This window comes from Ectothiorhodospiraceae bacterium 2226, assembly GCA_013348725.1.
GTDB lineage: Bacteria > Pseudomonadota > Gammaproteobacteria.
Genome location: CP054689.1, coordinates 2,382,503 through 2,403,999, shown reverse-complemented (window position 1 = coordinate 2,403,999; position 21,497 = coordinate 2,382,503). Strand labels below are relative to the sequence as shown.

Sequence of the window (21,497 nt, the reverse complement as noted above, 5' to 3'; positions counted from 1 at the left end):
ACCCGGTGGGCCAAGACCTTCCATACGACGCCTACGTGCGTTGGTTTCGCAACGCGGCGCCCTACATCAACGCCTTTCGCGGGCGCACCTTCGTGCTCGCCTTCGGCGGCGAGATGGTCGCCGAGGCCCAGTTTCCCTCGCTCGCCCACGACGTCGCCCTGCTGAACAGCCTGGGCGTGCGCTTGGTGCTGGTGCACGGCGCGCGCCCGCAGATCGAGGAGCGGCTGCGCGCGCGCGGGGCCCAGTTGCGTTTGGTGGGCGGGCTGCGCGTCACCGACGAGACGGCGCTGGCCTGCGTCAAGGAGGCGGCCGGTACGGTGCGCGTGGAGATCGAGGCGCTGCTGTCGATGGGCCTCGCCAACTCGCCCATGGCCGGCGCGCAGATCCGTGTCACTTCGGGCAACTTCGTGTATGCCAAACCGCTTGGCGTGCGCGACGGGGTGGACTATTGCCACACCGGCGAGGTGCGCCGGGTGGACGCCGCCGCGATCGCGCGCCACCTGGACGAAAACGCCATCGTGCTGCTCTCGCCGCTCGGCTACTCCCCCACCGGCGAGATCTTCAATCTCAGCGCCGAGGACGTGGCCACCGCCACCGCGGCGGCGCTCAAGGCCGAGAAGCTCGTGTACCTGGTCGACGCCCCCGGCGTGGTACGCGCCGACGGCGAGTTGCTGCGCGAGCTGCCGGTGGACGAGGCCGAAGCGCTGCTGCGCGAGCCGCCCGCCAATGTGCGCGATGACGTGCTGCGCTGTCTGCTGAGCGCCACGCTGGCCTGCCGCGCGGGCGTGCGCCGCACCCACCTCATCGATCGGCACGTGGACGGCTCGCTATTGATGGAGCTGTTCACCCGCGACGGCGTGGGCACGCTGGTGGCCGCGGAGAACTTCGAGGGCATGCGTCGCGCGAGCATCGAGGACGTGGGCGGCATCCTGGAACTCATCACGCCCCTGGAGCAACAGGGTGTGCTGGTGCGCCGCTCGCGCGAACTGCTGGAGATGGAGATCGAGCGCTACACCGTCATCGAGCGCGACGGCATGATCGTCGCCTGCGCGGCGTTTTATCCCTTTGCCGAGGACCGGGTGGGCGAGTTGGCGTGCCTCGCGGTGCATCCCGACTACCGTCGCCAGCGGCGCGCCGATGCGCTGCTGGCGCATGTGGAACGCGAGGCGAGCCGTCAGGGGATCGAGCGTCTGTTCGTACTCACTACGCGCACCACGCACTGGTTCCGCGAACGCGGGTTCCACGAGGCCGAACTCGGCGCGCTGCCGGTGGCGCGCCAGCGCCTGTACAACTACCAGCGCAAGTCCAAGGTGTTCATCAAGGACCTCGCCGCCGCACGCTGAGGCCTGCGCGCGGCGGGCGGGGTCACTTGCCCGCCCGCACCAGCCCGCCGAGGCCCGCCTCTTCGAGCGCACGCTCGAGGCGCCCGCGTATCGCCTCGACATCGTCGAGCGCGAGCACCTCCTCCAACAGGGCGCGCGCCTCGGCGCGGGAGAACTTGCGGATCATCCATTTCACCCGCGGCAGGCTCGACACGCTCATGCTGAGCGCATCCATGCCCATGCCGAGCAGCAGCAAGGCCGCGGCCGGATCGCCCGCCATCTCGCCGCACACGCTGACCGGCTTGCCATTACGATGACCGGCCTCGACCACCTGAATCAAGGCGCGCAGCACTGCCGGGTGCAAGGAATCGTACAGTTCGGCAACGCGTGCGTTGTTGCGGTCCACCGCCAGTAAGTATTGCGTCAGATCGTTGGTGCCCACCGACAAGAAATCCGCCCGGCGCGCCAAGGCATCCGCCAGATAGACGGCCGAGGGTACCTCCACCATCACGCCGACGCGCGGCCAAGCGACCGGCTCACCTTCCTCCTGCAACTCTTGATAGGCGCGGCGCAAGAGCCCGAGCGCCTCATCCAGTTCGGAGACCGTACTCACCATGGGCAGCAGGATTTGCAGATTGTCCAAACCGACACTGGCGCGCAGCATGGCGCGCAGCTGCACCAGGAAGATCTCCGGATGGTCGAGGGTGATGCGTATGCCACGCCAGCCCAGAAAGGGGTTGTCCTCTTTGATGGGAAAGTACGGCAGCGCCTTGTCGCCGCCCACGTCCAGCGTGCGCAGCGTCACCGGGCGCGGGGCGAAAGCCTCCAGGGCCTGGCGGTAGATCTGACACTGCTCGGATTCGCCCGGGAAGCTCTGGCGAATCATGAACGGAAACTCGGTGCGGTACAGGCCGATGCCCTCGGCACCGCTGTTGCGCGAGGGCGTGATATCGGCCATCAGACCGGTATTGACGTACAGCGGGATGTGCACGCCGTCGGGTGTCTCGGCGCGCAGGTCGCGCAGCCCCTGCAGGCCGGCCGCGAGTTCCGCCTCCTCGCGCGCGAGGCGCCGATACTCGCTGATGATGGCCGGCGCCGGAGCAACATAGACCCGCCCGCTGTAGCCGTCGGCAACGATGCGGCAGCCGTCCACGCGCCCCACCGGCAGATCGCCCGCGCCCATCACGGCGGGGATGCCGAGCGCGCGCGCCAGGATCGCCACGTGGGACGTGCGCGAGCCCCTGACGGAGACCACCCCGACCAGTCGATCCTGCGGCACCTCCGCCAGCATCGAGGCCGAGACCTCCTCGCCCACCAGCACGGTGTCCTTGGGAAACTCGCTGCGGGCGAGTTCGTCCTGCTGCAGACTCATCAGGATGCGGCGCCCAAGGTCGCGCAGGTCGTCGCCGCGTTCGCGCAGGTAGGCGTCGTCCATGGCATCGAACACGCGCACATGCGCCTCGATGGTCTCGCGCAACGCCCCCGGCGCCCAGTTGCCCGCCCGGATGCGAGTCACCGTGTCGCCCACCAGACTGTCGCCCTCCAGCATCATCTGGTAAGCGTTGAACAGGGCGTGGTCCTCCGGAGGGAGCACGCCGCGCAGCCGCTCGGACAGGATGTGCAGATCCTCGCGCACGCGCCGCACCGCCTCCCGAAAGGCCGTCACCTCGGCCTCCACGTCGGCGGGCGCGCGATCGGGGATCGATTCGAGCACCGCCGGCGGATACAGGACCACCGCCGTGCCGATGGCCACGCCCGCCGCGCCCGGCAGGCCCTCCAGCGGGCGCTGCAGGCCGCTGACCGCACACACGGGCTCGCGCAAGCCATTGATACCGCCGCTGGCCTCGGCATGGGCGATGGCCCCCGCGAGCTGCGAGGCCACCGTCACCAAGAAACTCACGCTGTCCTCATCGAACTTGCGCCGCGCGCGCTGCTGCACGATAAGCACACCCAGCACCTTACGGTGATGAATGATGGGCACGCCGAGGAAGCCGTGGTAGCGCTCCTCGCCGGTCTCCGGGAAGTAGCGATACCGGACATGATCGGGGGCATTCTCGAGGTTGACCGGTTCGGCACGCTCGCTGACCAGGCCCACCAGGCCTTCGGAATCGGAGAGCCGCACCCGCCCGATGGATTGCGGGTTCAGGCCCTCGGTGGCCATCAGCACGTGTGCCTGTTGCTCGGCATCGCGCAGGTAGACCGAACACACGTCCGCCGCCATGGCCGCTTTGACACGCTGCACGATGATCTCGAGCGCCTGGTCAAGATTGCGCGCGGCATTGACCTCCTGCACGAGGCGGCGCAGCGTGTCGAGCATGTCATGGTCCTTAAGCTAAAAGGGAATGCGCGTGTCGGGGCGCCCCGCTGCGGCGCCGAAGACGCGGCTTGCGGCGCGGGCGTTCAGCCGATGACTTTGGCCTTGCCCTGGTCGCAAGCGCGGACGGCGCCTCGCGCCGACGAGGGAAACACGAGCGGGGCCAACTCTCGGAGGGCCTTCTGATAAACGCCGCGCTTGAAGGGCACCACCGCACGCACCGGGTACCAGTAGCTGACCCAGCGCCAGTGGTCGAACTCGGGCTTATCCGTCGAGTCCAGCCGCACGTCTTCGTCCCCTCCCACCAGGCGCAGCATGAACCAACGCTGTTTCTGGCCCACGCAGACCGGGGGCGGCCCACGCCGAATCAGTCGCTTGGGGATCTGGTAGCGCAGCCAGCCACGGGTACAGCCCACCACCTCGACATGGTGCGGCAAGAGCCCTGTCTCCTCGTACAACTCGCGAAACATCGCTTCTTCCGGTGACTCGCCCGCGCAAATGCCGCCCTGCGGAAACTGCCAGGCGTTCTGGCCAATGCGTCTGCCCCAGAAAACCCGGCTCTCCCGCGAACTGAGAATGATGCCCACATTAGGCCGGTACCCGTCGCGATCAATCACTTGCGAGCCACTTTCGTCACGCTTCTGACTCGATTCTTCCACAAAAGGGGTCGGTGCGGCAACGCTGGAAGAAGCTATTCGCATCCGCCACCATCCCGTCCCTCAGGCGTGGGAGCGGCCACCGTGGCGATCCGGTATCATGAAGGGCTGCCTAAGACGCGGGAGGGCGCATGGCGCTGGCGATTTTCGACCTGGACAACACGCTGCTGGCTGGTGACAGCGATTACCTGTGGGGCCGCTTTCTGGTCGCGCGCGGACTGGTCGACGGTGAGCACTACGAACGCGAGAACCAGCGGTTTTATGACGCGTACAAGGCCGGCACCCTGGACATCCACGAGTTCCTGCGCTTCAGCCTGGCGCCCCTGGCGGCGCACGACCCCGCGGCACTGCACGGGTGGCACGCCGAGTTCATGGCCGAGCACATCCGCCCGATCATCGCGCCCGGCACCCGCGCGCTGCTGCAGCGCCATCGTGAAGCCGGCGATGAACTGCTCATCATCACCGCGACCAATCGCTTCGTCACCGAGCCCATCGCGCGAGAATTGGGGATAACCCACCTGCTGGCCACCGACCCCGAGTGTCGCGAGGGCCGTTACACCGGCGCCGTGAGCGGGACGCCGTGCTTTCGCGAGGGCAAGGTCCAGCGGCTGCAGGCGTGGCTCGCCCAACACGGACGCGCGCTCGACGGCGCCTGGTTCTACAGCGACTCCCACAACGACCTGCCCTTGCTCGAGGCGGTGGCGCACCCGGTGGCGGTCGACCCCGACCCGGTATTGGCCCGCGAGGCGCGCGAGCGCGGCTGGCCGATCATCTCGCTGCGCGAGCCCGAACACGCTTGAACTTGGTCAAGACACGAGTGCCCCGCGCTCCAGCTCGTAGGCCCACCGCAAACCAGTGGACGGGGACGCAGCGCATCGGGCCTGGCCTGTGACGCTGGGCTGTGACGTGCTGCCCAAGAGTTCCCCCTGAGCGAGTAAGCGCGCCGGCTGGCTGCTGAGCCTAGTTCGCGCAGCCGCTCGCGGCGGCCGCGCGCAGTCCCGCCATGTCCAGCACACTCACGCGTTTGCCCTGCACCTTGAGCAGCCCGGCATCTTGAAAGCGCGACAGGATACGGCTCACCGTCTCCAGGGCGAGGCCGAGATAGTCCCCGAGATCCTGTCGCGACATCGACAGCAGCAGCTGATCGTCGGGCAGGCCCTGGCGGCGTTGGCGCTCGGAGAAACTCAACAGACAAGTGGCCACGCGTTCCTCGGCCTTGAGCGTGCCGAGCGCGAGGAGCAGGCTTTGATCGCGCACGACCTCGCCGCTCATGATGCGCAGCAGCTGACGCTGCAACCCCGGCAGCGCGCGGGCGAGGTCCGACAACTGCTGGTAGGGAATCTCGCACACCTCGGTGGCTTCCAGCGCCTCGGCGCTGCAGGCGTGCCGGTCGGCCTGGATGGCATCGATGCCCAGGATCTCGCCGGGGAAATAGAACGACAGCACCTGAATGCGCCCATCTTCCGTCAGGCCGGTGGTCTTGATGCTGCCGCTGCGCACCGCGAACAACTTCTGAAACGGCGCGCCCTCATGATAGAGAAATTCCCCGCGCAACAACTGTCGGCGCGGGCGCACGATCTGATCCAGACGGCGCAGTTCGTTGCCGTCCAGCCCGAGCGGCAGGCAGAGCTCACGCAGTGAACACTGCTGGCACGCCACGCGCAGCTGCTCAAGTGGGAAGGCTTTCGGATTGTTCATCAAGCTTCCTCGGGCTTGGCCCGCCCTGCGGCAGTAGACCTGGGCCGCCTACCGCTGTTGTTTTGAACCTGGGCACCCACCTTGGCCGGCGGCCGCCGCCAAGCGTCCCGCTGTTTTGAGGCAGGTCAATGTTCCGCTGCACCCGAAGGCGTAGCGTGTTAGCTGAGCGATCAAGCTCAGACAACCGCTTCCTAGGAGGGTGCCATGCGTCCAACCCCCTGGCATCAACGCACCGCGGGCGTCATCTACCACGAGGCCTTGCCGGTCGCGCTGGCGACAGTGCGGACTATCAATATGCACGGCGCCTACGTCAAGGGCGCGCTGGCTTTCCTGCACGGCAACCCGATCGACCTCGAACTGCGGCTGCCGCAGCGGGCGCCGATCGTCCTGCGCGGAACGGTGACGCGCGTGGACGGCCGCGGCGGGCGCATCGAGTTCGCCGAGAACGGCCAGACGCGCGCGGCCTTGGGAGAGCTGCTGCACGCCGTCCGTCACTGAGCATCTTACCGCAACGGGGCCCCGGACGAACCGCGGGGCCCTCGCCCGTGCGTGGTAGAGTACCGCGTGCCGCCGCCTTGGCGCGCCGTCGCCACGGACCATGTCACGCAACCACCTTTTCTTGCCCGTCTTGTTGTTGCTCGCCGCCGCCAGCGTCCTGCTGGCCTTGGGAACGGGTAGCATCGCTCTCTCGCCTTGGCACGTCGCGAGCGTGCTCCTCGGCGGCGGCGACGAGCTGAGCCGCTCACTGGTCCTTGAGTTGCGCATGCCCCGCATCCTCGCCGGGTTCGCCGCGGGCGGGCTGCTTGGTCTGGCGGGCGCGCTGATGCAGGTGCTGCTACGCAACCCTTTGGCCGATCCTTACGTGCTCGGCGTCGCCGGCGGTGCCGCGGTCGCCGCCCTGCTCGCCATGCTGGCCGGACTAGGCGGCCTGTGGCTGACCGGCAGCGCCTTCGCCGGCGCCCTGCTGTCGATGTTCTTGGTATTCGGACTGGCGCACGGCCGCGGCAGCTGGACCGCCACCCGCCTGCTGCTCACGGGCGTGGTGATCGCCGGAGGCTGGGGCGCGCTCATCAGTTTCTTGCTCGCCCTGGCGCCCGATGCACAGCTGCGCGGCATGCTGTTCTGGCTGATGGGGGACCTAACCTACAGCAGCGCGCCGCTGGCGCCGCTCATGGTGCTGGCGGCCGCCGCGCTCGGCACCCTCGCCTTGGCACGCCCCCTGAATGTACTCACCCACGGTGCCCTGCAGGCCCAGGCGCTCGGGGTGAACGTGAATCGACTGCAGCTGGTGCTCTACGTGCTGGCCTCGCTGCTGACCGCCTTCGCCGTCACCACCGCGGGCAGCGTGGGCTTTGTGGGCCTTATCGTGCCGCACATCGTGCGCCTGCTCGTGGGCTCGGACCACCGCTACGTGTTGCCGGGGGCCGCCCTGCTCGGCGGCATCCTGCTGGTGCTGGCCGATACGCTGGCGCGCACCGCCTTCGCGCCGCAACAGCTCCCGGTGGGGGTCGTCACCGCCTTGATCGGCGTGCCGGTGTTCCTGTTCCTATTACAGCGCAGCGCCGGCCCCAGCCGATGAGCTCGCCCCTACTGACGGCGCGAGGCCTGGGGCTGGTCCGCGGCCGACGGACCCTGCTCGACGCGCTGGAGTTCTCGCTGACCGCGGGTCAATGCTGGGCGGTGCTCGGTCGCAACGGCAGCGGCAAGACCACGCTGCTGCACACCTTGGCGGGCCTCCTCCCGCCGGTGAACGGCGAACTCGAATTAGAGGGGCGCCCCGTGGGCGCATGGTCACGCCGCGCGTTGGCGCGCGAGGTGGGCGTGCTGTTTCAGGACGAACCCGCCGACTTTCCCGCCACCGTGCTGGAGACCACCCTCACGGGGCGCCACCCGCACCTCGGTCCTTTCGCTTCGGAGAGCGACGCGGATCGGCGTACCGCGCATGCGGCACTGGCCGCCGTCGATCTGGGGGGACTCGAGGCCCGCGCTGTCCACACCTTGTCGGGCGGCGAGCGCCGCCGACTCGGTGTGGCGCGCCTGCTCACCCAGGATCCGCGCATCTATCTGCTCGATGAGCCGACCAACCACCTCGATCCGCACCATCAACTCGCCGTGCTCGACCAGGTCGTGGCGCGCGCGCGTGCGCGCCAGGGGGCGACGCTCATGAGCCTGCACGACGTCAACCTCGCGCTGCGTTATTGCGATCACCTGCTGCTGCTGTTCGGCGACGGCTCGTGGCTGGCCGGGGCGGCGGGGGATATCCTCGATACGGCCGTGCTCGAGCGACTGTACGGCCAAGCCGTCGTGAGTCTGCACGCCCCCGATGGGCGCACCGTTTACGTACCGCGTTAGGGAAGCTCTGAACAGGGGTCTGAGGACCAGGCACGAAGCTATTCCGGCCCTCCCTTAACCGACCGCCGCGCCGCGGAACGTACGCCGCCCGTCAAAAGACGAAGGGCACGCGGTGCCGCGTGCCCTTCGTGTACTCCGACTGCAGGCCTCAGTGTTGAGGAGCGATGTCCGCCGCCAATGCCGCGCGTACGTTCTCCGGCACCGGATCCACGGCCTGCGTGCACTCGGGATGGTCCACACCGACACCGATCGAAGCGCCGCTCGCGACCGCCTGACACATCTCCTGCGTCAGTTCAAAGCGCAGGAAGTGCACCGACGAAGTCTTCTCGTCGGTCTCGCGCTCCAGGTCCTCGTCCGCGATCGCGTACACCTTGGGGTGCTCGCCGACCTTCACCCACACCTTGTCCTCGATACCGATGAGCTTGGCCAGCATCTCGCGGCGCTCGTCGATATCGTCGTACTCGACCATGAAGGTTGCCTTCCAATTGTTGCCGTCGGGCACCAAGGGGTTGTAGGCGTCCAGCTCTTCCTGGATACCGGCGGCCTCAAAGATGCGCTCCACGCGCAACATCTCCTGGATCTGATACTGCAGCGTCAGCCGGTCCTCGAAGTAGACCGTGGCGTGGTCACCCAGCGCCACCTTGCGACTCTTCTTGTGGGCCATGACCTTGGCCCGGAACTCCGGCCGCACCTCGGCGTACTTCTCCAGGGTGAACAGGTCTTGGCGTTGCAACTTATCCATGGTGGTCTCCTTCGTGCGATGCGGGAGGCGGCGCAGCGCGCTACGCGCTCAGTCGCTCTCCTCCTCGAGTTTGGTAATCGGCTTGTCGGTGAACAGGTAGTCCCGCAGCTCTTTGTCGAACACGGGATCCTTACGGCGAATCCACTCCAGCATCATGGCCGCGTGCTCCTTTTCCTCGTCGCGGTTGTGACGCAGGATCGCACGCAGCGTGACGTCCTTGGTGGCCGCCATCCGCTGGTTGTACCAGTCCACGGCCTCCAACTCCTCCATCAGCGAGGCGATCGCGCGGTGCATGTCGCGCACGTCCTCGTCGAGCTGTTCTATGGGCTCGTGATAACTCTCGCTGTTGCCGCCCATGCCTTACTCTCCTTGTGGTGGTCGTCGATGACGCCCGCGCTGCACGCGGACTCAGATTCCGTAGGCCTTGCGGAGCAGGGATAACGGATGCACCGGATCCGCCGCATCGGCACCCATGCCGTTCTTGATCTGCGTGCCGGCGATAGGGCAGTCGCTGGTGTAGTAATCCGCCTCGGCCTTCTTCACCCGGTTCACCACCGGCTTGCAGATCTTCATCGAGGTCTCGTGGAACTCGCTCTTCACGGCGTAGGTGCCGTCGTGTCCCGAGCAGCGCTCGATCGGCTCGAGCTTGGTGTCCGGCACCAGCTCCAGGAGCTCGCGCGTCTTCATACCGATGTTCTGCACGCGCTGATGGCACGCGACGTGGTAGGACACCTTGCCGATCTTGTGGCGGAACTCGGTGTTCAGCTTGCCCGCGCGGTGACGCAGCATGAGGTACTCGAAAGGGTCGTACATCGCGTCGCGCACCTTGATGACCTCCGGGTCGTCCGGGAACATCAGCGGCAGCTCCTGCTTGAACATCAGCACGCAGGAGGGTACCGGCGCGACGATGTCCCAACCCTGATCCACCAGGCGCGCCAACTGCGGGATGTTGACCTCTTTGAGCTTGGTCACCGTCTCGAAGTCGCCGAGCTCCAGCTTGGGCATGCCGCAGCAGCGTTCCTGCTCGGCGATCGTCACCGGGATGCCGTTGTGCTCGAACACGGCCACCAGGTCCTCGCCGAGCTCGGGCTGGTTGTAGTTGCCATAGCAGGTGGCGAACAAGGCCACCTTGCCGCGCGTGGGACCGGCGGGTTCGCCCTGAGCGTCCTGACCGGCGCGCCCCTTGAGACGTTTGCGCAGGGTGTTGCTGTGGTATTCGGGCAGCAGCGCATCGGGGTGGATGCCCATCACCTTGTCCAGCGCCTTGCGCAGCGGACGGCTCCTGTTGGCGGCATTGACCATCTGCACCACGACGGGAATGCCGGCGAAGCGCCCCACGGTGTCGGTGGAGGTGATCATCCGGTCGCGCAGCTTGTGCTTGCCTTGCTGATGGCGCAGCGCTTTGGCGCGCAGCATCAGATGCGGGAAATCGACATTCCAGGGATGCGGCGGCACATAGGGACACTTGCTCATGTAGCACATGTCACACAGGTAGCAGTGGTCCACCACGTCCCAGTAGACCTTCTTGTCGACGCCGTCGAGCTCCATGGTGGGCGACTCGTCGATCGCGTCGAACAAGGTGGGAAAGGAGTTGCACAGACTGAAACAGCGCCGACACCCATGACAGATATCGAAGACCCGGTCCATTTCCTCGAACAAGGACTGCTCGTTGTAGAACTCGGGGTTTTTCCAGTCCAGCGGGTGCCGGGTAGGCGCCTCGAGACTGCCTTCGCGTTGTTGGTCGGTGGGCGCTGACATAGCTTGTCCTTCTTTCGGTTTGAGTCAGGCGAGCACAGGGGCTCTCGAACCAAGAGAAAGGGGGCCCGCGCGGGGCCCCCTCGCCGTTCTTAGCTACCCAGGGTATCCAGGGCCTTCTGGAAGCGGTTGGCGTGCGAGCGCTCGGCCTTGGCCAGCGTCTCGAACCAGTCCGCGATCTCGTCGAAGCCTTCGTCACGCGCGGCCTTCGCCATGCCCGGGTACATGTCGGTGTACTCGTGCGTCTCGCCGGCGATGGCGGTCTTCAGGTTGTCCGCCGTCGGGCCGAACTGCATGCCGGTGGCCGGATCGCCGCAGGACTCGAGGTATTCCAGGTGCCCGTGCGCATGACCGGTCTCGCCCTCGGCCGTGGAGCGGAACACGGCGGCGACGTCGTTGTAGCCTTCCACGTCGGCCTTGGCGGCAAAGTACAGATAACGACGGTTGGCCTGCGACTCACCCGCGAACGCGTACTTGAGGTTGTCCTCGGTCTTGCTTCCTTTGAGTTCCATGACTAGCTTTCCTCCACTTGTGATACAGACGAAAAATGTCTAGCTTCTGCGCCCTGTTCCGGCGCCCGCAGGACGAGATTTAGAATCAGTCTAAATCTGCCGTAACGATACCGAAGGCCTTAGACCGTGTCAACATGACGCGGAACGCCCGCAAGCCCCTGAACCTGCTGAACAACGTCCCTGGCGACGCGGTCCCGCCAGCTCCCGCCCACGCTACCGAGGCAGCGACCGGCCCGAACCGCGATAGGACAGCGGCGAGCAGGGTGTCACTGCGCCGATTCCTCCTGGTTTCAACCAGGCTTTCAATTACTTGTGCGGCCTCCGCTGTCCGCTCGGCGAGAATGCGGGCTAGGGGCCCCTGCCCTATCCGTGGTAAGGTTAGCCCCCTTTTTCGTCCCTGTACTTGACATGGAGCAGGACCCGTCCGTGCCCAAGAGAACCAGCCAGGCCGACACCCCGGCCGCCCAGCAGTCCATCGCACAATTCGAGCAGGCGCTGCAGGAACTCGATGCCCTGGTGGCGCGCATGGAGCAGGGCGAACAGACCCTGGAGGAGGCGCTGCGCGATTTCGAGCGCGGCGTGGAGCTGACGCGCCTCTGTCAGCAAGCGCTCGGCGAGGCCGAACAGAAGGTCGAGCTGCTGTTGCAGCGTCAGGGCGAGGCGACCCTGGCACCCTTTCAGGCCCCCGCCCAACCCGAGGAATGACGGTGCTCGAGACACGCCTTCCGACCCTGCAGGCGCGGGTGGAGACGGCGCTCGCGCGCTATCTGCCCGACGCCCACAGCAGCCCGCACCGTCTGCACGAGGCCATGCGCTACGCCGCGCTCGACGGCGGCAAGCGCGTGCGGCCGGTGCTGGTCTATGCGGCCGGTGAAGCACTCGGGGCGCCGGACGCGGCCCTGGACGCCGCGGCGTGCGCGGTGGAGTGCGTGCACGTGTACTCCCTGGTCCACGACGACCTCCCCGCGATGGACGACGACGACCTGCGCCGCGGCAAACCGACCGTGCACAAGGCCTATGACGAGGCGACCGCCATCTTGGTCGGCGACGCCCTGCAGGCCCTGGCCTTCGAGGCCTTGGTGCAGGCGCCGGTGCGCGCCGAGCAGCGCGTGGCGATGATGCACACGCTCGCGCAGGCCAGCGGTTCGCTCGGCATGGCCGGCGGCCAGGCCATCGATCTGGCCGCGGTCGGCCAGGCGCTGACGCTGGACGCGCTCGAGGACATGCACCTGCGTAAGACCGGCGCCTTGATCCGCGCCAGTGTACGTCTCGGTGCGCTCTGCGCCGCGGAGGTCAACGACGACCAGCTCGCCCGCCTCGACCGCTACGCGCGCAATATCGGGCTCGCGTTCCAGATCAGGGACGACGTACTGGACGTCGAAGGCGATACCGCGACACTGGGCAAGACCCAAGGCGCCGACCAGGCCCGTGGCAAGCCTACCTACCCGGCGCTGCTCGGTCTCGACGGCGCCAAGGCGCACGCCCGCGCCCTGCACGAGGAAGCCCTGACATGTCTCGAGCCGTTCGGCACGGAGGCCGACCTGCTGCGCGCCGTGGCGCGCTACATCGTGGAGCGGATGAGCTAGCTTTCTTGCCAGCGGCGCCCCGACCCCGCATCATTAACCGTTTAATCGACGCATCCGCCGCCCCATGCCGAGCCTGACCGCGTTTCCCCTGCTCCAGCGCATCACCTCGCCCGAGGATCTGCGCGCGCTGCCCGAGAGCGACCTCAAGCCGCTGGCGGCGGAGTTGCGCTCGTTCCTCATCGAATCCGTGGCGCGCACCGGCGGTCACCTCGCGGCCGGTCTGGGCACGGTCGAGCTGACCCTCGCCCTGCACTACGTGTACGACACCCCGCAGGATCGGCTGGTGTGGGACGTCGGGCACCAGAGCTACCCGCACAAGATCCTCACCGGGCGGCGCGAGCGCATGCCCTCGCTGCGACAGAAAGGCGGCCTGGCGGGCTTCCCCAAGCGCTGCGAGAGCCCGTACGACACCTTCGGCGTCGGCCACTCCAGCACTTCCGTCAGTGCCGCACTCGGCATGGCGCTCGCCGCACACCAGCGTGGCGAGCAACGCAACGTGGTGGCGGTGATCGGCGACGGCGCCATGACCGCGGGCATGGCCTTCGAGGCGCTCAACCACGCCGGCGACCTGGACGCCAACCTGCTGGTGGTGCTGAACGACAACAACATGTCGATTTCGCCCAATGTCGGCGGGTTGTCGAACTACCTGGCGCGGGTGCTCTCCGGCAAGCTCTACGCGAGCGTACGCGAGGGCAGCAAGAAGGTGCTGGGCGTGATGCCCCCGGTGTGGGAACTGGCGCGGCGCGCCGAGGAACACGTCAAGGGAATGGTGATTCCGGGCACCTTGTTCGAGGAGCTCGGCTTCAATTACATAGGCCCCATCGACGGCCACGACCTGCCGACCCTGATCCGCACACTGCGCAACCTGCGCGCGCTGAAGGGCCCGCAGTTCCTGCATGTGGTGACGCGTAAGGGCAAGGGCTATGCGCCCGCCGAGGCGAACCCCTGCACCTATCACGGCGTGAGCAAGTTCGATCCGGCGAGCGGCAGGCAGGCGGCCTCGGCCGGCGGCGGGCCGACCTACACGCAGGTATTCGGCCAGTGGCTGTGCGATATGGCGGCGGCCGACGACCGCGTGGTCGGCATTACCCCCGCGATGCGCGAAGGCTCCGGGCTGGTCGAGTTCTCCGAACGCTTTCCGGACCGCTACTACGACGTGGGCATCGCCGAGCAACACGCGGTGACCCTGGCGGCGGGGCTGGCCTGCGAGGGGCAGAAACCGGTGGTGGCGATCTATTCGACCTTTTTGCAGCGCGCCTACGACCAGCTGATCCACGACGTGGCGATCCAGAACCTGCCGGTGGTGTTCGCCATCGACCGCGCGGGATTGGTCGGCCCCGACGGCCCCACCCACGCGGGCAGCTTCGACCTGAGCTTCCTGCGGTGCATCCCGAACATGACCGTGATGGCGCCGGCCGACGAGAATGAGTGCCGCCAGATGCTCTATACCGCCTGTCAGCTCGAGGGCCCGGCGGCGGTGCGCTACCCGCGCGGCAAGGGACCGGGTGTGCCGGTTGAAGCGCCGATGCAGGCACTACCGGTCGGCAAGGCGGAACCGCGTCGGCAGGGTGAAAGTGTGGCGCTGCTCGCCTTCGGCAGCATGCTCGCGCCGGCGCTGGAGGCCGGCGCGACGCTGGACGCCACGGTGGTCAACATGCGCTACGTGAAGCCGCTGGACGAAGCGCTGATCGTGGCGCTGGCCAAGGAACACGAGCTGCTGGTGACGGTCGAAGAGAACGCGGTGGCGGGCGGTGCCGGCAGCGGCGTCGCCGAGACGCTGGCACGCCACGGCATCAGCGTGGCGCTCATGCACTTGGGCCTGCCCGACCGCTTCGTGGATCACGGCGCGCGGGAGGAACTGCTTGCCGAATGCGGACTTAGCGCCGAGGGTATCGTACGCAGCGTGCACCAGAGCCTTGCCAATATCACCCCGCTCGCGTAAAGTCCCAGTAATTTACTCAGGAATAGAGCGCGCCGCGCTCGTCGTCGTCGAGGAAGTCGCACCATGAGCCAAAGCCCTGCCTCCGTCGTCACGCCCGTCATCGCTGACGTGCAGGCCAGCGCCGACACGCGCTGCATCCCGATCAACAAGGTGGGCATCAAGGACATCCGCCACCCGGTGCGGGTGCGCCAGCGCGCCGGCGGTGAGCAGCACACCGTGGCGAATTTCAACATGTACGTGAACCTGCCGCACAACTTCAAGGGCACGCACATGTCGCGCTTCGTCGCGATCCTCAACCGCCACGAGCGCGAGATCTGCGTGAAGAGCTTCAAGGAGATGCTCGGCGAGATGACCGAGATCCTCGAAGCGCAGGCCGGTCACATCGAGATGGCCTTCCCCTACTTCATCGAGAAGGCCGCGCCGGTGTCCGGCGTACGCAGCCTGATCGATTACAACGTCACCTTCGTCGGCGAACTCACCGAGGCAGGTCCGGTCATGACCATCAAGGTCGTGGTGCCGGTCACCAGCCTGTGCCCCTGCTCCAAGGAAATTTCGGCGTACGGTGCCCACAACCAGCGCTCGCACGTCACCGTCACCGCGCGCCTGCGCGACTTCGTCTGGATCGAAGACCTGATCGACATCGTGGAGAGCGAGGCCTCGTGCGAACTGTTCGGCCTGCTCAAGCGGCCGGACGAGAAGTACGTCACCGAGCGTGCCTACGACAATCCCAAGTTCGTCGAGGACATGGTGCGCGACGTCGCCGCGCGCCTGAACGCGGAGGAGCGCATCGGCGCCTTCGTGGTGGAATCCGAGAACTTCGAGTCCATCCACAACCATTCGGCCTACGCGCTGATCGAGAAGGACAAGGACAACCCCGCCTGGTAAACGGTCGGGGCTAGCGCTGGTGCAGCCCCACCGTGCGAGCGGCAACGTCCAAAGCAGCAGCCGGATCGTCCTCTCGGCCCGTGAAGTCGCCCCGCGCGGCCCTGAGTGCCACGCGCTCGTAATCGATCTCCGCTGTGGTGCGATAGCCCAGGCGGCGGAATAACGGTACCGGCGGACACCAACCCTGCACCGCGTGCTGGGTTAGAAAAGTGCCGACTACTCCCGTCAGCAACAACCAGCGCCGGCTGTTCGTGGCGGCGAGCAGCGCGCTCATGGCGGCCAAGCTCCCCGCGTTGGCCTCCAGTACCCGCTCGATATCCCACTCCCGCTCCAACTCGCGTAGGCGCGTCTCGATGGCTTGCGGGCCCTCGGCCGCGAGCCGCTCCACACGCGCCTCCACGTCCGCACGAAACTGCGCGTTCAAGCCCGGATCGGTGTGTTTCATCACCCGCGCGGAGTTGACCGACATGGCGCCTCCCGGTTCGACGAGTTTCCCACTCAGTCTAGACGAGCCGGCGGCGCACTCGTCGAGCCGGCGGCGCGGCCGGCCGCCCGCGCTACGCGGCCGCCAGACCCGCCATCTTGCGCTCCCAGGCCCAGGCGTGCGCGACGATGGTATCGAGTGCCGCATAGCGCGGCTGCCAGCCGAGCACCTCGCGCGCGCGGCCGGCATCGGCCACCAGTCGCGCGGGATCGCCGGCGCGCCGCGGCGCCTCGCGCACCTCGATCGGACAGCGCGTGACGCGCCGCGCCGCCTCGATCACCTCCTGCACCGAGAAACCCTGCCCGTTGCCGAGGTTGTAGCGGTCGCTCGCGCCGCCTTGCAACAGCCGCTCCAGCGCCAGTAGATGCGCGTCGCACAGGTCCATGACGTGGATATAGTCACGAATGCAGGTGCCGTCGGGGGTGTCGTAATCGCGCCCGAACACGCTGATGGCTTCGCGCCGCCCCGAAGCGGCCTGCAACACCAACGGAATGAGGTGGGTCTCCGGCTCGTGGCGCTCGCCGACGGCGCCGTCGGGGTCGGCGCCCGCGGCATTGAAATAGCGCAGGCAGATCGACTTGAGCCCGTACGCGTGATCGAAATCCTCCAGCATCTGTTCGACCATCGCCTTGCTATGACCGTAAGGATTGATGGGCGCCCGCGGTTGATGATCGTCGATGGGCACCTGCCGCGGCTCGCCGAACACCGCGGCGGTGGACGAGAAAATGAACGGCGGCGCGCCGTGGCGCACCATCGCCTCGAGCAGGTTGAGGGTGTTCAGCACGTTGTTGCGGTAATACATCGCCGGTTCGCGCACCGACTCGCCCACCTGAATGTAGGACGCAAAGTGCATCACGCCGTCGAAGCGCCGCGCCCCAAACAACCGGTCCAGCAGTTCGGTGTCCGCGATATCCCCCGCGATCAGCTCCCCTGCCACCACCGCGTCCCGGTAGCCGGTCGACAGATTGTCCAGCGTCACCACCTCGTGGCCCGCGCGCGCGAGCACCTTCACCATGTGCGAACCGATATAGCCCGCGCCCCCGACCACCAGAATTCGCGCCACTGTCTCCCCCTCATGCTGTGATGTAGACCGGCGAGACGGCGCGCACCCGAAAGCCCGCGTCGTCCGCCGTGCGATATTTCCGGCCAAGTATAGCCAGCGCGCCGACACTGCCCGCACACGCGCACCCAACCTTGCGATCCCTTGGCCCTGCGCGCCGGTCTATGCATAATGGCGCCATGCAAAACACCAACCGCCTTGCCCAGTACTTTGTCAGCCTGATCATCCTCGTAGGGGCTCTAGCCCTGGGCATCGGCCTCAGCCTATGGCTGACGGCCGACCGCGCGTCCGCCCCGCTGCCGGAACTGCGCTACGGCACCGCCCTGCCGGAGGCGCAGCCGCTCGACGACTTCACCCTGGTCGACCATCACGGACAAGCGTTCGACCGCTCTCGCCTGACGGGGCAGTGGACGCTGGCCTTCTTCGGGTTCACCAACTGCCCGGACGTCTGCCCCACCACGCTGGCGGTGCTGGACGACGTGAAGCAGCGCCTCGCCCAACAGGGCTACGAGGACCAGCTGCAGGTCGCGTTCGTCTCGGTCGACCCGGCCCGCGATACGCCGGCGCAGGTCGCGGCCTACATGAACCACTTCAACCCCGAGTTCGTGGGCGTGACCGGCGAGCTGGAGCAGATCCGCCGCCTCACCCGCCAAGTGGGCATCGTGTTCGTGCACGAGCAGGGGAAAGTAGAAGGCGCCTATGACGTGCATCACAGCGCCGCCGTGCTGCTGTTCGACCCGCAGGGGCGCTGGTCCGCGCTGTTCTCCTCGCCGCACTACGGCGAGGACATGAGCCAGGACATGCTGACCATCCTGCAGCACTACGAGGGCTGACCATGCGCCGCGCTATCGCCTACCTGCTGTTGATGCTGGCGACGTCGCCCGCCCTGGCCACGGAGCTGCGCGTCACCGACCCCTGGGTGCGCGAAGCACCGCCGACGGCGCACGTCATGGCCGGCTACCTCACGCTCCACAACGACAGCGCCGAGACGCGCCGCCTGGTGGGCGTCTCCGCGGCCGGTTTCGGTATGTCGGAGCTGCACCGCACCGTCATGGCCGAAGGCGTCGCGCGTATGGAACACATTACCAACCTGCCCATCGAGGCCGGCGCCACCGCGGTCTTGGAGCCCGGCGGCCACCACCTCATGCTGATGCACCCAAGCCAGGTCCCTGGCGCGGGCGCGACGGTCGCCATCGAACTGCAGTTCGACGATGGCAGCACGCTGCAGTTCGACGCCCCGGTGCAGCGCCGGCGCGACGGCGGGCAGCGCCATCACGATCACTCCGGGCACGGCAGTCACTCCGGCCACCACGGTCACTAGCCGGTGGAACGTTCATCCGCTCGCCGGCGGCCGCGTGTCGACGTGGCCGCCTCCTGGCTCGATCGTGTCCTGACTCTGCCGCAGTACGCGCTCCCGCACCACGCCCTGTCGCTGCTCGCCCACCGCCTGACGCGCCTGCGGCGCCCGGCCGCGTTGAAGAACGCCATGATCCGGGCGTTCATCCGCGCCTACGGCGTGGACATGAACTTGGCCGCCGAACCGACGCCGGAGGCCTACCCGGACTTCAACAGTTTCTTCACCCGGCCCCTGGTGCCCGGCGCCCGCCCCATCGCCGAGCCGCCCGAGGGAATCGTCAGCCCCGCCGACGGCGCCTTCAGTCAACTGGGCAGCATCGCGGGCGACCAAATCTTCCAGGCCAAAGGTCACCAGTACACTCTGCAGGCCCTGCTCGGTGGCGGCGCGGCGGACGCCGCTCCCTTTCTGGGCGGCCAATTCGCCACCATCTACCTCAGCCCCAAAGACTATCACCGGGTGCACATGCCCTGCGCGGGAACCCTGCGCAGCATGCTGCACGTCCCCGGGCGCCTGTTCAGCGTCAACAGCCGCACCGCCCGCGTGGTACCGGGGCTGTTCGCGCGCAACGAACGCGTCGTGGCGCTGTTCGACACCGAGGCCGGGCCCATGGCGGTCATTCTGGTGGGCGCGCTGTTCGTGGCGGGCATCGAAATGGTCTGGTCGGGACTGGTGACGCCCCCCACCCGTGCGCGCGTGCGGCGCTGGGATTATGAAGACGGGCCGCAGCTCGCGCGGGGCGCCGAACTCGGTCGCTTCAACATGGGCTCCACGGTGATCGTGTTGTTCCCGCCCGGCGCGATGGCCTGGGAGCCGCACCATGGGCCCACCGACGCCGTGCAAATGGGCGAACTGCTGGGGCGCATGCTGCGCTGAGCCTCAGCGTGGATCGGCGTCCCGTTCCTCGGCGAAGTGCTCGTAGCCCCGCAGCGGGACCGGCAGGGGGACGCCGTCGCGCCCGCGCAGTTGCAGACCCTCCCCCGCCACGATGCTGCCGATCCGGGTGCAGGGCACGCCCGCCTGTGCGCAGGCGCGCTCCACCGCCGCCTGCTGCGCGGGGGGCGCGGTAAAGCAGAGTTCGTAGTCGTCCCCGCCGGACAGCGCCAGCCGCCACGCCGCCGGCTCCGTCTCGCCCCAGGCACGCACCTCGGCCGCCAGCGGCAGCGCCGTACAGTCGAGCACCGCCCCCACGCCGCTGGCCGCCAGGATATGCGTGAGATCGCCGGCTAGACCGTCGGAGAGATCGATGGCGCTAGTGGCGAGCCCGCGCAAGGCGAGCCCCAGCGCCACCCGGGGCGTGGGACGATCCAAGCGGGTGCGCAGGCGCCGCGCCGACTCGCCGGGCAGCTCGACACGCCCCTGCACCGCCGCCAGCCCCAGCGCGGCGTCGCCCAGCGTGCCGCTGACGTAGACGCCGTCGCCCGGTCGCGCCCCGCTGCGACGCAGCGCGGCCTCGGGCGGCGCGAAGCCGAGCACTTGTACGCTGATGGTCAAGGGCCCGCGGGTGGTGTCGCCGCCCACAAGTTGCACGCCGTGCGCCTCGGCCAGGGCGCGCAAGCCGCCCGCGAACGCGGTCAGCCACGCCTCGTCGGCGCGGGGCAGGGTCAGGCTGAGGGTGAACCAGGCGGGCTGTGCGCCCATCGCCGCCAGGTCGCTGAGGTTGACCGCCAAGGCCTTGTGGCCGATGTCGGCGGCTGCCGTATCGGTGGGGAAATGGACACCCGCCACCAGCGTGTCGACCGCCACCACCAGATGCTGGCCGGCGGGCGGTGCGAGCAGCGCGGCGTCGTCGCCCACGCCGAGCGTGACGTCGCGGCGCTGTGCGCCCAGGCGGGCGAAATGCCGCGCGATCAGGTCGAACTCGCCCATGGCTCCGTGCCGCGCCGCTCGGCGCGCCGCGCTAGCGCCGCCCCTGGCGCGCCGCCACCTCGACCTCGCGCACGGCGCGCGCCACCTTGTCGAGGATACCGTTGACGTACTTGTGCCCCTGGTCCGCGCCGAAGGTCTTGGCGAGCTCCACGGCCTCGTTGATCACCACGCGATAGGGAATCTCGGGATGAAAGCGCAGCTCAAACGCGCCCAGGCGCAACACCGCGCGCTCGACCGGATCGAGACCCGCCAGGGAGCGGTCGAGGTGGGGACTGATATCGCGGTCCAGGGCCGCGCACTCGCGCGCGACGCCCTGCAGCAGGCCCTGGAAGTACTCCAGCTCGGCACCCGAGAGCTCCTCGTCCTCCACGAACTGCTGTTGGATGGCGCGCGCGTCCTGGTCGGCGAGGTCCCACTGGTAGAGGGCCTGCAAGGCCAAGCGGCGCGCGTTACTGCGCTTGTGACGACTCATCCGTGCTCCGTCAGCCCTCGAGCTGCTTGAAAAGGTTGACCATCTCGATGGCGGAGAGCGCCGCCTCGACGCCCTTGTTGCCGGCCTTGGTGCCGGCGCGCTCGATGGCCTGCTCGATGGTGTCCACCGTCAGCACCCCGAAGGCGACCGGCAGGTCGTGCTTGAGCGCGAGCTGCGCCAGGCCTTTGCTGCACTCGCCCGCCACATAGTCGAAATGCGGCGTGCCGCCGCGAATCACCGCACCCAGCGCGATAATGGCGTCGAACTTGCGGGTGGCCGCGAGGCGCTGGACGACCAGCGGAATCTCGAAGGCGCCGGGCACCCGCACCACCTCGATGTCGCGCTCGGCCACGCCGTGGCGGCGCAAGGTGTCGATCGCCCCGCCCTCGAGGCTGTCCACCACAAAGCTGTTGAAGCGCCCCACCACCAGGCCGTAGCGCCCGCCGCGCGCGGCGAAATCGCCTTCCGTCGTTTTGATGTTAGCCATACATTCC

At 67.9% G+C, this 21,497-nt stretch carries 24 protein-coding genes; 12 read left to right on the top strand and 12 right to left on the bottom strand.

Translation table 11 applies throughout. The features are described from left to right. The first annotated feature begins 5 nt into the window (after nucleotides 1-5). Nucleotides 6-1,343: an amino-acid N-acetyltransferase gene (gene argA, locus HUS23_11670; protein ID QKT04419.1), complete on the top strand. Its 1,338-nt coding sequence runs from the start codon at nucleotides 6-8 to the stop codon at nucleotides 1,341-1,343. Nucleotides 1,344-1,365: 22 nt separating this feature from the next. On the opposite strand, the gene ptsP is transcribed toward argA, so the two are convergent. Together ptsP and HUS23_11660 are read right to left on the bottom strand one after the other, a co-directional pair. Then, nucleotides 1,366-3,639, bottom strand: coding sequence for a phosphoenolpyruvate--protein phosphotransferase (ptsP, locus tag HUS23_11665; GenBank protein ID QKT04418.1), 2,274 nt, complete (start codon nucleotides 3,637-3,639; stop codon nucleotides 1,366-1,368). Between the two features lie 83 nt (nucleotides 3,640-3,722). Then, on the bottom strand, nucleotides 3,723-4,337 hold the full coding sequence (locus tag HUS23_11660) for an RNA pyrophosphohydrolase (protein QKT04417.1): 615 nt from the start codon (nucleotides 4,335-4,337) through the stop codon (nucleotides 3,723-3,725). A gap of 86 nt (nucleotides 4,338-4,423) precedes the next feature. Between HUS23_11660 and HUS23_11655 the strand changes: the two genes are divergently transcribed. Further along, complete coding sequence (locus HUS23_11655) at nucleotides 4,424-5,092, top strand: HAD-IB family hydrolase (protein ID QKT04416.1); 669 nt, start codon at nucleotides 4,424-4,426, stop codon at nucleotides 5,090-5,092. 160 nt (nucleotides 5,093-5,252) lie between these two features. Here HUS23_11655 and fnr read toward each other — a convergent pair whose 3' ends face one another. Continuing rightward, on the bottom strand, nucleotides 5,253-5,990 hold the full coding sequence (gene fnr / locus HUS23_11650; GenBank protein ID QKT04415.1) for a fumarate/nitrate reduction transcriptional regulator Fnr: 738 nt from the start codon (nucleotides 5,988-5,990) through the stop codon (nucleotides 5,253-5,255). A 204-nt stretch (nucleotides 5,991-6,194) separates the two neighbouring features. Here fnr and HUS23_11645 point away from each other — a divergent pair, with 204 nt between their 5' ends. From HUS23_11645 to HUS23_11635, 3 genes are all read left to right on the top strand, one after another. After that, the gene (locus HUS23_11645) at nucleotides 6,195-6,488 is read left to right on the top strand and encodes a hypothetical protein (GenBank protein QKT04414.1); all 294 of its coding nucleotides are present in this window, start codon (nucleotides 6,195-6,197) and stop codon (nucleotides 6,486-6,488) included. 100 nt (nucleotides 6,489-6,588) lie between these two features. After that, nucleotides 6,589-7,569 (top strand): iron ABC transporter permease, encoded by a 981-nt coding sequence (locus HUS23_11640; protein ID QKT04413.1) that lies wholly within the window; start codon nucleotides 6,589-6,591, stop codon nucleotides 7,567-7,569. Then, on the top strand, nucleotides 7,566-8,342 hold the full coding sequence (locus tag HUS23_11635) for an ABC transporter ATP-binding protein (GenBank protein QKT04412.1): 777 nt from the start codon (nucleotides 7,566-7,568) through the stop codon (nucleotides 8,340-8,342). The genes HUS23_11640 and HUS23_11635 overlap by 4 nt, the downstream gene beginning before the upstream one ends. Nucleotides 8,343-8,490: 148 nt before the next feature. Here the strand turns inward: HUS23_11635 and HUS23_11630 are convergent, their stop codons facing one another. The 4 genes from HUS23_11630 to HUS23_11615 form a co-directional block, all read right to left on the bottom strand. Next, nucleotides 8,491-9,084 carry a DUF3501 family protein gene (locus HUS23_11630; protein ID QKT04411.1) on the bottom strand — a complete coding sequence of 198 codons (594 nt, stop codon included), beginning with the start codon at nucleotides 9,082-9,084 and terminating at the stop codon, nucleotides 8,491-8,493. Between the two features lie 48 nt (nucleotides 9,085-9,132). Further along, entirely contained in the window at nucleotides 9,133-9,441 is a 309-nt protein-coding gene (locus tag HUS23_11625) for a ferritin (protein ID QKT04410.1), read from the bottom strand. 51 nt (nucleotides 9,442-9,492) lie between these two features. Continuing rightward, nucleotides 9,493-10,842 (bottom strand): Fe-S oxidoreductase, encoded by a 1,350-nt coding sequence (locus HUS23_11620; protein ID QKT04409.1) that lies wholly within the window; start codon nucleotides 10,840-10,842, stop codon nucleotides 9,493-9,495. A gap of 89 nt (nucleotides 10,843-10,931) precedes the next feature. Next, nucleotides 10,932-11,351, bottom strand: a complete 420-nt coding sequence (locus HUS23_11615; protein QKT04408.1) for a rubrerythrin — start codon at nucleotides 11,349-11,351, stop codon at nucleotides 10,932-10,934. Nucleotides 11,352-11,759: 408 nt separating this feature from the next. On the opposite strand from HUS23_11615, the gene HUS23_11610 reads away from it, so the two are divergent. The 4 genes from HUS23_11610 to HUS23_11595 all read left to right on the top strand — a co-directional run bounded on the left by HUS23_11610 (nucleotide 11,760) and on the right by HUS23_11595 (nucleotide 15,764). Next, a complete protein-coding gene (locus HUS23_11610) occupies nucleotides 11,760-12,056 on the top strand; it encodes an exodeoxyribonuclease VII small subunit (protein ID QKT04407.1) in 297 nt (98 codons plus the stop codon). Then, on the top strand, nucleotides 12,053-12,937 hold the full coding sequence (gene ispA, locus HUS23_11605) for a (2E,6E)-farnesyl diphosphate synthase (protein QKT04406.1): 885 nt from the start codon (nucleotides 12,053-12,055) through the stop codon (nucleotides 12,935-12,937). The genes HUS23_11610 and ispA overlap by 4 nt, the downstream gene beginning before the upstream one ends. 64 nt (nucleotides 12,938-13,001) lie before the next feature. Beyond that, nucleotides 13,002-14,879, top strand: coding sequence for a 1-deoxy-D-xylulose-5-phosphate synthase (gene dxs / locus HUS23_11600; protein QKT04405.1), 1,878 nt, complete (start codon nucleotides 13,002-13,004; stop codon nucleotides 14,877-14,879). Nucleotides 14,880-14,942: 63 nt separating this feature from the next. Then, nucleotides 14,943-15,764, top strand: a complete 822-nt coding sequence (locus HUS23_11595) for a GTP cyclohydrolase I FolE2 (protein ID QKT04404.1) — start codon at nucleotides 14,943-14,945, stop codon at nucleotides 15,762-15,764. Nucleotides 15,765-15,774: 10 nt separating this feature from the next. Here HUS23_11595 and HUS23_11590 read toward each other — a convergent pair whose 3' ends face one another. Beyond that, nucleotides 15,775-16,233, bottom strand: a complete 459-nt coding sequence (locus HUS23_11590; GenBank protein ID QKT04403.1) for a DUF2892 domain-containing protein — start codon at nucleotides 16,231-16,233, stop codon at nucleotides 15,775-15,777. Nucleotides 16,234-16,321: 88 nt separating this feature from the next. Beyond that, on the bottom strand, nucleotides 16,322-17,263 hold the full coding sequence (gene galE / locus HUS23_11585; GenBank protein ID QKT05064.1) for a UDP-glucose 4-epimerase GalE: 942 nt from the start codon (nucleotides 17,261-17,263) through the stop codon (nucleotides 16,322-16,324). Nucleotides 17,264-17,487: 224 nt separating this feature from the next. Here galE and HUS23_11580 point away from each other — a divergent pair, with 224 nt between their 5' ends. From HUS23_11580 to psd, 3 genes are read left to right on the top strand one after another with little or no spacing between them, the layout of a single operon-like run. Then, nucleotides 17,488-18,141, top strand: a complete 654-nt coding sequence (locus tag HUS23_11580) for an SCO family protein (GenBank protein ID QKT04402.1) — start codon at nucleotides 17,488-17,490, stop codon at nucleotides 18,139-18,141. A 2-nt stretch (nucleotides 18,142-18,143) separates the two neighbouring features. Continuing rightward, nucleotides 18,144-18,629, top strand: a complete 486-nt coding sequence (locus tag HUS23_11575) for a copper chaperone PCu(A)C (protein ID QKT04401.1) — start codon at nucleotides 18,144-18,146, stop codon at nucleotides 18,627-18,629. A 42-nt stretch (nucleotides 18,630-18,671) separates the two neighbouring features. Further along, the gene (gene psd / locus HUS23_11570) at nucleotides 18,672-19,538 is read left to right on the top strand and encodes a phosphatidylserine decarboxylase (GenBank protein QKT05063.1); all 867 of its coding nucleotides are present in this window, start codon (nucleotides 18,672-18,674) and stop codon (nucleotides 19,536-19,538) included. Nucleotides 19,539-19,541: 3 nt separating this feature from the next. Here psd and thiL read toward each other — a convergent pair whose 3' ends face one another. From thiL to ribE, 3 genes are read right to left on the bottom strand one after another with little or no spacing between them, the layout of a single operon-like run. Beyond that, the gene (thiL, locus tag HUS23_11565; GenBank protein QKT04400.1) at nucleotides 19,542-20,531 is read right to left on the bottom strand and encodes a thiamine-phosphate kinase; all 990 of its coding nucleotides are present in this window, start codon (nucleotides 20,529-20,531) and stop codon (nucleotides 19,542-19,544) included. Between the two features lie 31 nt (nucleotides 20,532-20,562). Beyond that, nucleotides 20,563-21,003 carry a transcription antitermination factor NusB gene (gene nusB, locus HUS23_11560; GenBank protein ID QKT04399.1) on the bottom strand — a complete coding sequence of 147 codons (441 nt, stop codon included), beginning with the start codon at nucleotides 21,001-21,003 and terminating at the stop codon, nucleotides 20,563-20,565. A gap of 10 nt (nucleotides 21,004-21,013) precedes the next feature. Beyond that, on the bottom strand, nucleotides 21,014-21,490 hold the full coding sequence (ribE, locus tag HUS23_11555) for a 6,7-dimethyl-8-ribityllumazine synthase (protein QKT04398.1): 477 nt from the start codon (nucleotides 21,488-21,490) through the stop codon (nucleotides 21,014-21,016). Nucleotides 21,491-21,497 lie beyond the last annotated feature (7 nt).

What these genes read in the sequence shown, in the direction of transcription:
- ptsP (QKT04418.1), bottom strand. Translation starts at nt 3,639, where the DNA reads ATGCTCGACACGCTGCGCCGCCTCGTGCAGGAGGTCAATGCCGCGCGC.
- HUS23_11660 (QKT04417.1), bottom strand. Translation starts at nt 4,337, where the DNA reads ATGCGAATAGCTTCTTCCAGCGTTGCCGCACCGACCCCTTTTGTGGAA.
- HUS23_11655 (QKT04416.1), top strand. Translation starts at nt 4,424, where the DNA reads ATGGCGCTGGCGATTTTCGACCTGGACAACACGCTGCTGGCTGGTGAC.
- fnr (QKT04415.1), bottom strand. Translation starts at nt 5,990, where the DNA reads ATGAACAATCCGAAAGCCTTCCCACTTGAGCAGCTGCGCGTGGCGTGC.
- HUS23_11645 (QKT04414.1), top strand. Translation starts at nt 6,195, where the DNA reads ATGCGTCCAACCCCCTGGCATCAACGCACCGCGGGCGTCATCTACCAC.
- HUS23_11640 (QKT04413.1), top strand. Translation starts at nt 6,589, where the DNA reads ATGTCACGCAACCACCTTTTCTTGCCCGTCTTGTTGTTGCTCGCCGCC.
- HUS23_11635 (QKT04412.1), top strand. Translation starts at nt 7,566, where the DNA reads ATGAGCTCGCCCCTACTGACGGCGCGAGGCCTGGGGCTGGTCCGCGGC.
- HUS23_11630 (QKT04411.1), bottom strand. Translation starts at nt 9,084, where the DNA reads ATGGATAAGTTGCAACGCCAAGACCTGTTCACCCTGGAGAAGTACGCC.
- HUS23_11625 (QKT04410.1), bottom strand. Translation starts at nt 9,441, where the DNA reads ATGGGCGGCAACAGCGAGAGTTATCACGAGCCCATAGAACAGCTCGAC.
- HUS23_11620 (QKT04409.1), bottom strand. Translation starts at nt 10,842, where the DNA reads ATGTCAGCGCCCACCGACCAACAACGCGAAGGCAGTCTCGAGGCGCCT.
- HUS23_11615 (QKT04408.1), bottom strand. Translation starts at nt 11,351, where the DNA reads ATGGAACTCAAAGGAAGCAAGACCGAGGACAACCTCAAGTACGCGTTC.
- HUS23_11610 (QKT04407.1), top strand. Translation starts at nt 11,760, where the DNA reads ATGGAGCAGGACCCGTCCGTGCCCAAGAGAACCAGCCAGGCCGACACC.
- ispA (QKT04406.1), top strand. Translation starts at nt 12,053, where the DNA reads ATGACGGTGCTCGAGACACGCCTTCCGACCCTGCAGGCGCGGGTGGAG.
- dxs (QKT04405.1), top strand. Translation starts at nt 13,002, where the DNA reads ATGCCGAGCCTGACCGCGTTTCCCCTGCTCCAGCGCATCACCTCGCCC.
- HUS23_11595 (QKT04404.1), top strand. Translation starts at nt 14,943, where the DNA reads ATGAGCCAAAGCCCTGCCTCCGTCGTCACGCCCGTCATCGCTGACGTG.
- HUS23_11590 (QKT04403.1), bottom strand. Translation starts at nt 16,233, where the DNA reads ATGTCGGTCAACTCCGCGCGGGTGATGAAACACACCGATCCGGGCTTG.
- galE (QKT05064.1), bottom strand. Translation starts at nt 17,263, where the DNA reads ATGGTGAAGGTGCTCGCGCGCGCGGGCCACGAGGTGGTGACGCTGGAC.
- HUS23_11580 (QKT04402.1), top strand. Translation starts at nt 17,488, where the DNA reads ATGCAAAACACCAACCGCCTTGCCCAGTACTTTGTCAGCCTGATCATC.
- HUS23_11575 (QKT04401.1), top strand. Translation starts at nt 18,144, where the DNA reads ATGCGCCGCGCTATCGCCTACCTGCTGTTGATGCTGGCGACGTCGCCC.
- thiL (QKT04400.1), bottom strand. Translation starts at nt 20,531, where the DNA reads ATGGGCGAGTTCGACCTGATCGCGCGGCATTTCGCCCGCCTGGGCGCA.
- nusB (QKT04399.1), bottom strand. Translation starts at nt 21,003, where the DNA reads ATGAGTCGTCACAAGCGCAGTAACGCGCGCCGCTTGGCCTTGCAGGCC.
- ribE (QKT04398.1), bottom strand. Translation starts at nt 21,490, where the DNA reads ATGGCTAACATCAAAACGACGGAAGGCGATTTCGCCGCGCGCGGCGGG.